This window comes from Streptomyces sp. NPDC026394 (assembly GCF_055567735.1).
This window is the reverse complement of record NZ_JBVHPX010000006.1, coordinates 388035-401447: the sequence shown is the minus strand read 5'-3', so window position 1 is coordinate 401447 and position 13413 is coordinate 388035. Positions and strand designations below refer to the sequence as shown.

General features: G+C 72.5%; 13 protein-coding genes. 11 read left to right on the top strand and 2 right to left on the bottom strand.

What is annotated here, in order from left to right; genetic code table 11:
• Positions 1-114: 114 nt before the first annotated feature.
• The 11 genes from ACZ4QV_RS17780 to ACZ4QV_RS17730 all read left to right on the top strand — a co-directional run bounded on the left by ACZ4QV_RS17780 (position 115) and on the right by ACZ4QV_RS17730 (position 11654).
• Positions 115-438, top strand: coding sequence for a type VII secretion target (locus ACZ4QV_RS17780; RefSeq protein WP_361148650.1), 324 nt, complete (start codon positions 115-117; stop codon positions 436-438).
• A gap of 7 nt (positions 439-445) precedes the next feature.
• Positions 446-1714 (top strand): amidase domain-containing protein, encoded by a 1269-nt coding sequence (locus ACZ4QV_RS17775; RefSeq protein WP_361581880.1) that lies wholly within the window; start codon positions 446-448, stop codon positions 1712-1714.
• On the top strand, positions 1714-2130 hold the full coding sequence (locus ACZ4QV_RS17770; protein WP_361581877.1) for a hypothetical protein: 417 nt from the start codon (positions 1714-1716) through the stop codon (positions 2128-2130). Before ACZ4QV_RS17775 ends, ACZ4QV_RS17770 begins: the two co-directional genes overlap by 1 nt.
• A 101-nt stretch (positions 2131-2231) precedes the next feature.
• The gene (locus ACZ4QV_RS17765; RefSeq protein ID WP_361581874.1) at positions 2232-2624 is read left to right on the top strand and encodes an SDR family NAD(P)-dependent oxidoreductase; all 393 of its coding nucleotides are present in this window, start codon (positions 2232-2234) and stop codon (positions 2622-2624) included.
• 45 nt (positions 2625-2669) lie between these two features.
• Complete coding sequence (locus tag ACZ4QV_RS17760; protein ID WP_361581872.1) at positions 2670-2882, top strand: zinc finger domain-containing protein; 213 nt, start codon at positions 2670-2672, stop codon at positions 2880-2882.
• A 313-nt stretch (positions 2883-3195) separates the two neighbouring features.
• Entirely contained in the window at positions 3196-3909 is a 714-nt protein-coding gene (locus tag ACZ4QV_RS17755; RefSeq protein WP_361581869.1) for a GbsR/MarR family transcriptional regulator, read from the top strand.
• Between the two features lie 218 nt (positions 3910-4127).
• Positions 4128-4961, top strand: coding sequence for a M55 family metallopeptidase (locus tag ACZ4QV_RS17750; RefSeq protein WP_361148836.1), 834 nt, complete (start codon positions 4128-4130; stop codon positions 4959-4961).
• The gene (locus tag ACZ4QV_RS17745) at positions 4954-6333 is read left to right on the top strand and encodes a M20/M25/M40 family metallo-hydrolase (protein WP_361581866.1); all 1380 of its coding nucleotides are present in this window, start codon (positions 4954-4956) and stop codon (positions 6331-6333) included. Before ACZ4QV_RS17750 ends, ACZ4QV_RS17745 begins: the two co-directional genes overlap by 8 nt.
• Positions 6334-6522: 189 nt before the next feature.
• Complete coding sequence (locus tag ACZ4QV_RS17740) at positions 6523-8514, top strand: S9 family peptidase (protein WP_361581863.1); 1992 nt, start codon at positions 6523-6525, stop codon at positions 8512-8514.
• Positions 8511-9479 carry a S66 peptidase family protein gene (locus tag ACZ4QV_RS17735; RefSeq protein ID WP_361581860.1) on the top strand — a complete coding sequence of 323 codons (969 nt, stop codon included), beginning with the start codon at positions 8511-8513 and terminating at the stop codon, positions 9477-9479. Before ACZ4QV_RS17740 ends, ACZ4QV_RS17735 begins: the two co-directional genes overlap by 4 nt.
• A 255-nt stretch (positions 9480-9734) precedes the next feature.
• Complete coding sequence (locus ACZ4QV_RS17730) at positions 9735-11654, top strand: CocE/NonD family hydrolase (protein ID WP_467763111.1); 1920 nt, start codon at positions 9735-9737, stop codon at positions 11652-11654.
• Positions 11655-11728: 74 nt separating this feature from the next.
• Here the strand turns inward: ACZ4QV_RS17730 and ACZ4QV_RS17725 are convergent, their stop codons facing one another.
• Positions 11729-11923 carry a ferredoxin gene (locus tag ACZ4QV_RS17725; protein WP_361148635.1) on the bottom strand — a complete coding sequence of 65 codons (195 nt, stop codon included), beginning with the start codon at positions 11921-11923 and terminating at the stop codon, positions 11729-11731.
• Positions 11924-11976: 53 nt separating this feature from the next.
• Complete coding sequence (locus tag ACZ4QV_RS17720; protein ID WP_361148633.1) at positions 11977-13164, bottom strand: cytochrome P450; 1188 nt, start codon at positions 13162-13164, stop codon at positions 11977-11979.
• Positions 13165-13413: the final 249 nt, after the last annotated feature.

The following is a 13413-nucleotide window of genomic DNA, read 5'->3' as shown; positions in this document are numbered from 1 at the left end:
GTCCTCGACAACCGGCTGGCGCAGGCTCTTTCTCACGGTGTCGGGCCGGCCGGCCGCCTCCAGGCACTCCCGTACGATGATCCGGAAAGTGATCGACGGGGTGGGGATCCACGCATGGGCGACATCAGCATCAACAGCCATGCTGTGCGGTCGACGGGCAGTGACATGAGTGCGCTGTCCCGGGAGACGGTACGCAAGCTGAACAATTCCCTGGAGGAGAGCCAGGCGACGGGTTCGGCGGACTCCGTCTGGGGCTGGGAGTGTGCCGAGCACCTCTACTCCTGCGCGCTGACGTGGGAGGAGCACATGGTGGGTTTGGCGAAGAAGATGGGGGAGCTGGGTGAGCGGCTGCAGGACAGCGCCGGCAGCTACGACGCACAGGACCAGGAAGCGGCCTCACGGCTGCGGCACGGACTGAACGACCTGGGGAAGGTGTGAGCGGCCGGTGGTGAACTACGAGGCCGTGATCAACGCCCGGCCCGAGAAGTGGCACAAAGCCGCCGACGAATGGGCGACGCTGGCCAAGCACGCCCTGCGCGCCGCCCAGGACATCCGTGACAACGGCACCAAGCCGCTGGCCGACAACTGGACCGACGAGGTGGGCCAGAAGGCCGCAAAGGAATTCGAAAAGCTGGCCGACCAGTTGGAGTCCGCCTATGACATCCTGCTCGGCGGCAAGATGCTCTGCGAGGCCGTGGCCGACAGCATGGAGACCGCGCTGAGCTCGGCGCGCGAGATCAACGAACTCGCCCAGCGCCACAATCTGCGCATCGGGCCGGACGGCCTTCCCGAGGGCGCGCCGATGCCGGGTGAGGACCCGGACAAGCTGCATGCGCGCGAGCACATCGTCGCGCTGCGCGATCATGTGCTGCAGCAGGTCGGCGAGGCCGACAACACGGCCGCCGCGAAGTTCGCCATGCTGACGCAACAGGTGAACATCGCTGACCCCGACGAAGCGCTCAAGGTGCAGAACAAGGCGTCTCAGGCGGAGATGGAGATCCTCGGCGCCGAGATACCCAAGGATGCCGGGCCGATGACCCAGCGCATGTGGTGGAACGGCCTGAGCGACGAGCAGCGGCACGATCTGATGCTGGCGGACCCGGTCGCCCTGTCGAAGCTGGAGGGGCTGCCGGAGAGCGCCAAACAGGAGATGCGCGGCACGGACGGCAAGTTCGACCGCGTCAAGATGGTCGAGTACGCGCTGCAGAACTGGGACCAGGAGGACGACGTCGACTTCGGCAACAACTGCACCAACTTCGTCTCCGAATCCCTGGTCCACGCGGGGATGAAGGAGAAGGAGTCCTTCTGGGGCACCCGGGCCGACGACACCTGGATGAAGGGAAACCCGACCGAGATCGACCTGCCCGGCTTCCGCGATGTCGACCGGTCGTTGGGTTTCTCCAAGACGTGGGCGGGTGCGGAGAATCAGCAGAATTTCATGCTCGATCACGGCGGCGAGGAAGTCCCGCGCGACCAGGTCCGCCCCGGGGACATCATCTATTACGAGCAGGCCGGCGACAACGACGAGATCGGCAAGGGCAACACCCACCACGCAGCCGTGGTCACCGGTGTCATGCCGGACGGCGAGATCAAGTACACCCAGCACAGCGATCCGTACCGCAACGTCAGCCTCGACGGACGTCTGCCCAACACGGAAAAGGCCGAAGGCCGGCAGAACGTACGGATCGTCCGCCCCCACCCGGACTGGTACTGATGAACGAACCACGATCCCGTACAGCGCCGGCTCCGGGTGGCACCGCCACCCGCCCGGCACGCACCGCCCTGTGGGTACCGGTCCTGGTCGTCCTCGGCGTCGCGGGCATCATCGCCCACGACGCTGCGGAGAAGGCCCACCTGAAGGCCGAATGGGCACACTGCGGGGACCTGCCGCTGACCTGGCAGATGTACGCCTCCGCCTACGGGGCCCTGGCCTGCGGCCTGGGAGCTATCGCCCTCCTGGTCCTGCTGGCGCTGCGAGGGGAACGGCACGGCAGCACACCGCTGAGAGGCTGGCGTGGCGGCGTCGCACTGGCCTCCGCTCTCCTGGGGGTCCTGCCGCTGCTCGCCGAGGCCATCATCGTGTGGCATCTGTACCAGCCAGCTCCTGGCGGCACCATAAGCTGCGTGTGAATCACCGCCGCACGGCGCCCGGTCACCTCTCCTTCCCTCCACGGACGCGCGGCCTCAGCCCGGCTTCCGGACACCCAGCAGCCGGGCTCGCCACCCCAAGGGTGGCCGCCTACCAGGCCTCCAAGTGGGCCGTCAGCGCCTTTTCCCTGGGTCTCGCCCAGGAAGTCGCTCCCTTCGGTGTCAAGGTCACCTCCATCGAGCCGGGCGGCATGCGCACCGACTGGGCGGGCTCGTCCATGGGCGTCCCGCCGATCAGCGAGCCCTACCAGCTCACCGTCGGTGCCTTCGCCGACATGCTCGGAAAGGCCTCAGGCCAGGAACCCGCCGTCCCCGCCAGGGTCGCCCAGGTCATCCGCGACCTCGTCGGCCGCGACGACGCGCCCGTGCGTCTGCTGATCGGCAAGGACGCCGTACAGTACGCCGCCGCCGCGGCCCAGGCCCAGGCAGAGTACGACGCCACGTGGCGCGAGATCTCGGAATCCGTCACCGAGTAACAGTTCGCAAGGCCACGTTCGGACGCTGAGCGCTGTAGTCGGCGAATGGTGCCGACTACAGCGCTCGGTCACAGCGACGTCGGCGACGCCGAGCGCCACGACTGCCCGGGCTGCGGCGTCCGGTCGGGCTCGCCCTGCCGCTCACGCTCGGGCGCGTTCACCGGGATCTGCCGCACCGGCCGGTTCGAGAAGGTGGCCCGGCTCGCCGAGCTGCTGCAGATGCCGACCCCGGCCGACCCCGGCCTGTCTACGATATGAAGCGGCCCACGCCGACTTCGCCGCGCTCCAACCCGAAGGCATCGGCCGGTCGCTCTGCGCTGCTTGCCGCTTCGCCGGAGCTTCGGGTGGGCAGGGTCGGGTGCCGCCGCAGTTGTTCAGGGATTGCTGAACGGCTGCGATAGTCGGTCCATTGCGTTCAGGGAATCGTCAAATACCTTGGTGGGGAAATGCTCCAGCTCTAAGAGGGTATGTAGGCTCGCTATTGCAATGAGATGCATGTGAACGCATACTGTGCGACGGAGTGCGCGGGCGCCGAGCGCCGCGTAGGTCCGCAGAGGGAGGACGAGTACGGATGCCCGGAGGCAGGCTCACCGAGGCGGATCGTCGGCGCATCGCCGCGGGACTGGCCGAGGGGCTCGGATACACGGAGATCGGCCGGCGTCTGGAGCGGCCCGCCTCGACCGTCATGCGGGAGGTCACCCGTAACGGCGGGCCCGACGGTTACCGGGCGGACCGGGCGCACGAGGCCACGCGGCGTCGCGCGCGTCGGCGCAAGCAGCCCCGGCCTCCGGCGCCGCCGGTTCTGGACAGCGGCCATGGACGCGACCCCCGGGCGCTCCAGGATTTCACGGAGTCCTTCACCGATCTCCTGACGCAGCAGGGGCTGCCCCGGATGGCGGCCAGGGTGCTGGCCTGTCTCTGTGTCACCGACTCCGGCGCCCTCACCGCCGCCGATCTGGTCGAGCGGCTGCGGGTCAGCCCGGCGTCCGTCTCGCACGCCGTCGCCTTTCTCGAACAGCAGGGGCTGCTCGAACGCGACCGGGCCTCCGGCACGCGCCGCGAGCGCTATGTCATCGAGGAGGACGTCTGGCTCCGGTCCGTCCAGGCGGCGCTGGAGATGAACGACGCCCTGTTGGCCGCGTCGCAGCGGGCGACCGGGATCCTCGGGGCCGGAACCCCGGCAGGGGCCCGCTTCGAGTCCTGCGCCGCGTTCCTCCTCCTCGTGAGCGAGTCCCTCCGCAAGGCCATGGAGCAGTGGCGGCAGAGCCAGGCCACCCGGGGGTGAGCCCCTGGCCGGGCACCGAGCCCCGGCCCGTACGCCACCCGGTGCGGCTTCCGGGCCGCACCCGGTCCCGCCGTACGGGCGCACTTGCGCTTAGGCCGGGAGTGCGGTGGCCGGTCCTGGTTATGGTGGGAAGCCTGCCCGGTGGCGTGCCTGACGGCGCGGCCCGCCGGGCCGGTGCCGGAGCGGTCCGCCTGCTAGCTGTGACGGGACGGTGCGTGGTGAAGATCCTCATTTCCGCGGACATGGAGGGCGTCACCGGAGTGACCTGGCCGGACGACGTGCTGCCGGGCCACGCCCAGTGGCAGCGGTTCCGGCCGGTGTTCACCGGTGACGTCAACGCGGCGATCGCCGGGTTCTTCGACGGCGGCGCCGACGAGGTGCTGGTCAACGAGGCCCACTGGTCCATGCGCAACCTGCTGCTGGAGCAGCTCGACGAGCGGGCCCAACTGCTCACCGGCAAGCACAAGGGGCTGAGCATGGTCGAGGGCGTCCAGTACGGCGACGTGGACGGCGTCGCGTTCGTCGGCTACCACGCGGGCGCCGGCACGGAAGGCGTGCTGGCCCACACCTACCTCGCCAACTCCCTGACGGGCGTGTGGGTGAACGGCACGCGCGCCAGCGAGGGGTACCTCAACTCCCTGGTGGTGGCCGAATACGGTGTGCCCGTGGTGCTGGTGACCGGCGACGACCGGACCTGCGAGGACGCCGTCGGGTACGCGCCCGGGGCGCGCGCCGTGGCGGTCAAGGACTACGTCTCGCGGTACGCGGCCGTGTGCCGGCCCCCGGCCCGTACGGCGGCGGAGATCAGAGCCGCCGCGCGCGAGGCGACGGCCCTCGCGGTGCGCACCGAGCCGGTGCGCGGCGGCCCGTTCACCGTGGAGATCGAGTTCGACGCCGAGCACCTGGTGGGCCAGGCGGCCTGCGTCCCCGGAGTCGAACCCACCGGTGAGCGGCGCGTCGCGTACACCAGCGAGAACATGTACGAAGCGATCCGCTGCTTCAAGACGGTCACCACCGTCGTGTCGTCGGCGGTGGAGGAGCAATATGGCTGACAGCGCCGGCGACACGGCGGACCGCGACGGCGACGCGGTGGACGGGCAGGCCCTCGACGAGGTCGTGCGGTTCACGTCCGATCTGATCCGTATCGACACCACCAACCGCGGCGGCGGCGACTGCCGGGAGCGTCCGGCCGCCGAGTACGTCGCGGAGCGGCTCGCCGAAGCCGGTCTGGAGCCGGTGCTGCTGGAGCGCAGTCCGGGTCGTACGAACGTGGTCGCGCGCGTCGAGGGCGCGGACCCGGGCGCGGCGGCCCTGCTGGTGCACGGGCATCTGGACGTGGTGCCCGCCGAGCCCGCCGACTGGAGCAGGCACCCGTTCTCCGGTGAGGTCGAGGACGGTGTCGTCTGGGGCCGGGGCGCCGTGGACATGAAGAACATGGACGCGATGGTGCTCGCGGCCGTCCGGCAGTGGGCGCGTACCGGTGTCCGGCCGCGGCGCGACCTGGTCCTGGCGTTCACGGCCGACGAGGAGGCCAGCGCCGTCGACGGCTCGGGTTTCCTCGCCGACCACCACCCCGGCCTGTTCGAGGGCTGCACGGAGGGCGTCAGCGAGTCCGGCGCCTTCACCTTCCACGCGGGCGGCGGGATGCGGCTGTACCCGGTCGCGGCGGGGGAGCGCGGTACGGCCTGGCTGAAACTGACCGCCGAGGGCAAGGCCGGACACGGCTCGAAGGTCAACCGCGCCAACGCGGTCAGCCGCCTCGCGGCGGCCGTGGCCCGCGTCGGCGAGCACCGCTGGCCGGTACGCCTGACCGACACGGTGCGGGCGGCGCTCACCGAACTGGCCGCCCTGCACGGCATCGACGCCCGTCTGGACGCCCCGGACTTCGACGTGGACACCCTGCTCAGCAAGCTCGGCCCGTCGGCCGCGCTGGTCGAGCCGACGGTCCGCAACAGCGCCAACCCGACGATGCTGGAGGCCGGCTACAAGGTCAACGTCATCCCCGGCAACGCCGTCGCGTACGTGGACGGACGGGTGGTGCCCGGTGGTGAGGCGGAGTTCCGCACCACCATGGACCGGCTGACCGGGCCTGAGGTGTCCTGGGCGTACGACCACGGCGAGGTGGCCCTCCAGGCGCCGGTGGACGCGCCGGTGTACGCGGCGATGCGGGAGGCGATCGAGCGCTTCGACCCGGACGGCCATGTGGTCCCGTACTGCATGTCGGGCGGCACGGACGCCAAGCAGTTCTCCCGGCTGGGCATCGCCGGATACGGATTCTCACCGCTCAAGCTGCCCGAAGGCTTCGACTACCAGGCGCTGTTCCACGGGGTCGACGAGCGTGTCCCGGTGGAGGCGCTGCACTTCGGCGTACGGGTCCTCGACCACTTCCTGCGGGCGTCGACGGGGCGGCCGCAGCCCGGGTGAGCGCCTGAAGGGACGTTGGAGCCGCCGGAACCGCGAACCGCCCGGGAGGCGCGCCGACGCCCGCAGGTTCCCGCCCGGACCGGTCAATCTCGGCCAGGCCAGGACTCCGGTGCGAAATCCGTACGGGTTGATGCCCGGCCCCGCGTACGACAGGCTTGGCGGCTCCAAAGCCTGAGGAGGAACGCCACCATGGTCACCACGGCCCCCTACGGAGCCTGGCCGTCCCCGATCGACGCCCGGCTGGTCGCCGAGCACGAGGGCCGGCCCGAGTACGTCGGCGTGGTGGGGGACGAGGTGTGGTGGACCGAGGCCCGCCCCGCGGAGGGCGGCCGCCGCGCGCTGGTCCGCCGACGGACCGACGGCACGGAGCAGACACCGCTGCCGGCGCCCTGGAACGTCCGCAGCCGGGTCATGGAGTACGGCGGCCAGCCCTGGGCGGGCGCGGTGGACGCGGACGGCCGCACGGTCCTGGTGTTCTGCCACTTCGCCGACCAGCGGCTGTACGCCTACGCGCCGGACGGTGACGCCGCGCCCCGCCCGCTCACCCCGGTCTCCGCCGTCGGCGGCGGACTGCGCTGGGCCGACCCGGTCCTGCGGCTGGACCGGGGCGAGGTGTGGTGCGTCCTGGAGGAGTTCACCGGCCCCCGGCCGACCGACGTGCGCCGGGTGATCGCCGCGGTGCCGCTGGACGGTTCGGCGGCCGGGGACCGCGCGGCCGTACGGGAACTGAGCGACGGCCGAAACCGTTTCGTCACCGGCCCGCGGATCTCGCCGGACGGGCGGCGGGCCGCCTGGATCGCCTGGGACCACCCGCGGATGCCCTGGGACGGCACCACCGTGCTGCTCGCCGACATCACCGACGACGGCGTCTTCACCGGCGTACGGCCGTTCGCCGGCGGTACCGAGGAGTCCGTACCGCAGATCGAGTGGGACACGGACGGCACCCTGCTGTACGTCTCCGACGCGGACGGCTGGTGGGGGCTGCGCCGCGCCGACCCGGACGCCGCCGGGACCCCGGGCAGGCGCCTGTGCAGGCCCCGCCAGGAGGAGTTCGGCGGCCCGCTGTGGCAGCTCGGGGTGCGCTGGTTCCTGCCGCTGGAGGGCGGCACGATCGCGGTGCTGCACGGCCGCGGCGCCATGGCGCTCGGCATCCTCGATCCGGTCAGCGGCGAACTGGTGGACGCGGCCGGGCCGTGGACGGAGTGGGCGTCCACGCTGGCCGTGCACGGCAGCCGGGTGGTCGGTGTCGCCGCCAGCCCGCGCAGCGCGTTCGAGATCGTGGAACTGGACACCTGCACCGGCCGGGCCCGGGTGATCGCGGCCCGGCACACCGACGCGGTGGACCCGGTGCACTACCCCGAGCCGCAGATCCGCACCTTCACCGGCCCGGACGGCCGCGACATCCACGCCCACATCTACCCGCCGCACAGCCCCGGCCACCGCGCCCCCGACGGCGAACTGCCGCCCTACGTCGTCCGGGCGCACGGCGGCCCCACCGGCCGGACCCCGCTCGTGCTGAACCTGGAGATCGCCTACTTCACCTCCCGCGGTATCGGGGTCGCCGAGGTCGACTACGGCGGCTCCACCGGCTACGGACGCGCCTACCGCGAGCGGCTGCGGGAGCAGTGGGGCGTGGTGGACGTCGAGGACTGCGCTGCCGTCGCCGAGGCGCTGGCCGACGAGGGCACCGCCGACCGGCGCCGGCTGGCGATCCGCGGCGGCAGCGCGGGCGGCTGGACCGCCGCGGCCTCGCTCGTGACGACCGGCCTGTACGCCTGCGCCGCGATCAGCTACCCGGTCCTCGACCTGGTGGGCTGGGTCCGGGACGGCACCCACGACTTCGAGTCGCAGTACCTGGTCAGCCTGATCGGCCCGTACGACGAGGTGCCCGACCGCTACCGCGACCGTTCCCCGCTGCGGCACGCGGACCGGATCACCGCGCCCTTCCTGCTCCTCCAGGGCCTCGACGACGCCGTCTGCCCGCCCGACCAGTGCGAGCCCTTCCTCGCCGAGGTCAGCCGGCACGGCACCGCCCACGCCTATCTGGCGTTCGAGGGCGAGGGCCACGGCTTCCGCCGCGCGGAGACCATCGTCCGTGCCGTGGAGGCGGAACTGTCGCTGTACGTCCAGACCTTCGGCATCGACCGTACGGACGTCCCGGTGCTGGAACTGACGAAGTGACGGCCGGTCACCCCCGTACGCGGACGGCGGAGCGCCCCCGGTGCCTGGTGCCCGGCGACCGGGTCGCCCTGGTCGCGCCGAGCGGCCCGGTCACCCCGGAGCGGCTGGACGCCGGGGCCGACCTGCTGCGCGGCTGGGACCTCGACCCGGTCGAGGCTCCCCACGTACGCGGCCGGCACGCCACCCTGCCGTACCTGGCGGCCACGGACGGGGAACGCGCCAGTGACCTCCAGGAGGCGCTGTGCGATCCGGGCATCGCGGCGGTCTTCGCTGCGCGCGGCGGTTACGGCGCGCAGCGCATGGCCGACCTCGTGGACTGGACGGCCGTACGGGCCGCCTTCCGCGCGCACGGCCCCAAGCCGCTGGTCGGCTTCAGTGACGTCACCGCGCTGCACGAGGCGTTCGCGGTGCGCGCCGGGGCGGCCACGCTGCACGGCCCGGCCGTCGCGGGCGAGGTGTTCCTCAAGGACGAGCCGACCCGCGAACACCTGCGGCGCACGCTCTTCGCGCCCGCTTCGGTGCGGGCCGTCACCTCACCGGCCGCCCGGCCGCTGGTGCCGGGCCGGGCGAGCGGTGTCACGCTCGGCGGCTGCCTGTCCCTGCTCGCCGCCGATCTCGGCACACCGCACGCCCGCGCGGGCGCGGCCGGCGGCCTGCTCCTGCTGGAGGACGTGGGTGAGCCCGCGTACCGCGTCGACCGCGCGCTGACCCAGTTGCTGCGCGCCGGATGGCTGTCCGGCGTCGCGGGCGTCGTCCTCGGCTCCTGGGCCCGCTGCGGCCCGTACGAGGAGATCCGCGCGGTGCTGCTGGACCGCCTCGGGCCCCTCGGCGTCCCGGTGGCGGAGGAGTTCGGCTTCGGGCACGGCGACTCGGCGCTCACCATGCCGCTGGGCGTACGGGCGGAACTGGACGCGACGGCCGGCACCCTCACGTACGACGTACCGGCGCTGCGCGAACGCTCCTGAGGCCACATCCACCCGGACGAGCGACACGGCCTTGCCGCCGCGTTCCCGGGGCCGACCCCGTACGGGTGGTCCGCCGGAGCCCGGCCCCGGCGTTCGTGCAGCCCAACGGGTGGTACGGGCGGAGCCTTTCGGATGGACCTGGCGTGGCTCGGGAGACAATCCCCGGTGCGAGCGTCGACACCTTTGTTACTCGTGTCACGACATGAGCCGGCCGTCACCGACCGCGTGGTGCGGCGTGCCTTTGTGGAGGTCTGCGTGCCCAGCGTGTCCAGAGCCCTGCCCCGTGCCGCGGCCCGGCCCGTCCGGCGCGCGGCGCGGTCCCGGCACGTCCGGCTGCCGGTCTCCGCCTCGGTGTGCCTCGCGGCGTGCGCGGCGCTCATCGGGCCGGTGAGCGCCGCCGGGGCGGCCGGCGCGGCGGGGAACCGGCACCCCGGATACTCCGTCACCGCCCTGAAGCTGCCGGTGCGGGCCGGCGGCCGGGACTGCGCGCTCGACGCCGACCTGTACCGCCCCACGGGAGTGGACGCCGCGCACCCGGCACCCGCCGTCCTGACCACCAACGGGTTCGGCGGCAGCAAGTCGGACGGCTCCACCGACGCCGTCGCCCGCGCCTTCGCCGCCCGCGGCTATGTCGCGCTGGCCTACTCCGGCCTCGGCTTCGGCCGTACCGGCTGCCCGATCTCCCTCGACGACCCGCGCATCGACGGGCGGGCGGCGAGTCAGCTCCTCGACTTCCTCGCCGGGCAGCGGACGGCGCGGGACGGGACGCGGATCGACTTCGTCACCAAGGACGGCCCCCGCGACCCGAGGGTGGGCATGTTCGGCGGCTCGTACGGCGGCGCCATCCAACTGGCCACCGCCTCCGTCGACGGGCGACTGGACGCCCTGGTCCCGCTGATCACCTGGCACGACCTCGGGTACGCCATGGCCCCGAACCACGCCGACCGCACCTCCGGCGTGACGGGCCCGGGGCCGGGCGCGTACAAGTACCAGTGGACCAACGGCTTCTACCTCATCGGCGAGGCGCAGGGACTGCTGCGGCCGCGCCTGGACCCCTCGCGCGGCGGCGGCTCGGGCTGCGTGCACTTCGTCGCGCAGGCGTGCGAGACCAAGAAGCTGCTGAACTCCGGCCGCTACCCGGCCGCCCGCACGGAAGCCGTGCTCCGCTACGCGCGCAGCGTCTCCCCGGCCTCTTACCTCGGCTCGGTCCGCACACCGACCCTGCTCGTGCAGGGGCAGGCGGACACCCTCTTCACTCTCAACGAGGCGGCCGCGACGTTCGAGACGCTGCGGGCACAGGGCACCGACACCGCGATGATCTGGCAGTCCTGGGGACACAGCGGCGGGATGGCCGACCCCGCGAAGGGTGAACTGGACCTGTCCAAGGGGAACTTCGAGAGCAGCTACGTCGGGCGGCGGGTCCTGGCGTGGTTCGGCCGTTATCTGCGGCACGAGTGGGACACCGACACGGGACCGGCTTTCGCGTACTACCGGGACTGGGTGCGTCACGGCCCGGTGTACGGCACCTCGGAGGTCTTCCCCGAGGGCGTCCCGCACCGGCTGTACCTCTCCGGCGACGGCAGGCTGGTGGGCAGCCGCGCCGACGTGGTGCCCGGCAGCCGCTCGTACCGTAACTGGCGGGTCTCCTCCAGCCACTCGGAGAGTTCGCTGGCCGAACTGCTGAGGCTGCCCAACCCCAAGCCGTACGACACCCGGGGCACCTACCTGGACTGGACGTCCGAGCCGGTCCGGGGGCGGCCCGTGGACGTGGTCGGCGCGCCGCGGGCCACCCTGCGGGTGCGGTCGCCCGAGGCCGAGCGGGTGCAGCACTCCGGCGACGCGGCCGACCGGCTGGTCCTGTTCGCCAAGCTCTACGACGTGGCGCCGAACGGCGCCAAGACCCTCGTCCACCGGCTGGTGGCGCCGGTCCGGGTGCCGGACGTGACCAAGGAGTTCACCGTCGGCCTGCCCGCGATCGTGCACCGCTTCGAGCCGGGGCACCGGCTGCGGTTCGTGGTGGCCGCCAGCGACAACGCGTACTTCGGCAACCGCGGCAGCAAGCAGGTGACCGTACGCAGTTCCCCCGAGCACACCGGCACGCTCGAACTGCCGGTGGTCATGGAGATGCCGGACGAGGGCGAGGAGCCGGCGGCGACGGGGGCGCTGAACGGCTGAGCGCGTGCGGCCCCGGGCCCCGGGCCCGGCGGAACCGGAGCGCCGCCGGGCCCGGACGCGGGGAGGCCGTCCGGTCAGGTCTCCGTGACGGAGATGGCCTGGACCGGGCAGGCGCGGGCGGCCTCCCGCACCAGCGGGTCGCCCGCGCCGTCCTCGCGGCCCGGCAGCAGGGCGCTGAACCCCTCGTCGTCCTGGGTGAACACCTCCGGCGCGGTCAGCGCGCACTGACCGGAGCCGATGCACACGGACGTATCGATGTCGATCTTCATGGCGGCTCTCTTCCGTTCGTCGGCGGGCACACGGGACACGGCCGGCCGCCCGCTCACCAGGTGACGGGCAGTTCGACCAGACCTTGCAGGGTGTGGCCGGGCTTGTGGGGGACCTCGGCGGCGGGCACCGCCAGCCGCAGGCCGGGGAGACGGGCGAAGAGCGTCCCGAAGGCGATCTCCATCTCCGCGCGGGCCAGATTCTGGCCCAGGCACTGGTGGACGCCGAAACCGAAGGCCACGTGGTGGCGGGCGGAGCGCTGCCAGTCCAGGGTGTCCGGCGCGGCGTAGGCGGCGTCGTCCCGGTTGACGACCGAGGTGGAGAAGATCACGCCGTCGTCCGCCCGGATCGTCTCGCCACCCACCTCGATGTCCTCGGTCGCCACCCGCACCATCCCGTCGGCGATCGACAGGAACCGCAGCAACTCCTCCACCGCGTCCGGGAGCAGCGACGGGTCGGCGCGCAGCGCGGCGTACTGCTCCGGGTGTTCCAGCAGCGTGAAGGTGCCCAGCGAGAGCATGTTGGAGGTGGTCTCGTGGCCGGCCACCAGCAGCAGCAAGGCCATGCGCACCAGCTCGCGGTGGCCCACCTCGCCGGTTTCCAGGCGCTCGGCGATCAGCTCGTCCAACAGTCCCTCGCCCGGCTGTTCGCGCTTGCGGGCCACCAGGCCGGTGAAGTAGTCCTCCAGCCGGTCGCGGGACTCGGTGATCTCCCGCGGGTCGACGCTCTGCAGGAGGGTGCGGGACAGCTCCTCGAAGAGTTCGTGGTCGGCGTACGGGACACCCAGCAGCGAGCAGATCACCATGGACGGCACGGGCAGCGCGAAGGCGGACACCAGCTCCGCCGGGGGCCCCTGCTCCTCCATGGCGTCCAGCAGCCGGTCGACGATCTGCTGGATGCGGGGGCGCAGCGCGGCGACGCGCTTGAGGCTGAAGCTCGGGATCAGCATCCGGCGCTGCGCGTTGTGCTCGGGGTCGTCGACTCCCAGCAGCGGGGTCCGCACGGCGCGCAGCGACTCGAAGCGGGGCGCGGGGGAGGGGAACGCCGGATTCTGCCGGTCGGCGGACAGGCGCGGGTCGGTGAGCAGCGCCCGGGTCTCGGCGTGGCCGGTCACCACCCAGGCGGTGCGGCCGTTGTAGAGCCGCACGCGGGACAGCGGCCGGGCGTCGCGCAACGGCTGGTAGCCGACCGGCGGCTGGTACGGACACGTGCGGTCCTGCGGGAAGGGCAGAGCCTCGGTCATGAGACCTCCTGGCAGAAGGCTGGGTGGGCGACGGGGTCGATGGGCTCCTGTGACAAGGCTGGCGGACGGCGGGTCGGGGGGAGATAAGGGCGGGAGACGGACCGGGCGGAGCCGGGGCGGAGGTGGTCCGGTCCGGACCACCCTCCACTCCATGCCCTATGCACGTAATACGTCCATGCGCAGACCGGCCAATTCCGGCCGCGCCGCGATGTGCCGCACGGCGCCGGACGGTCCCGGTGGCTGTCGGTG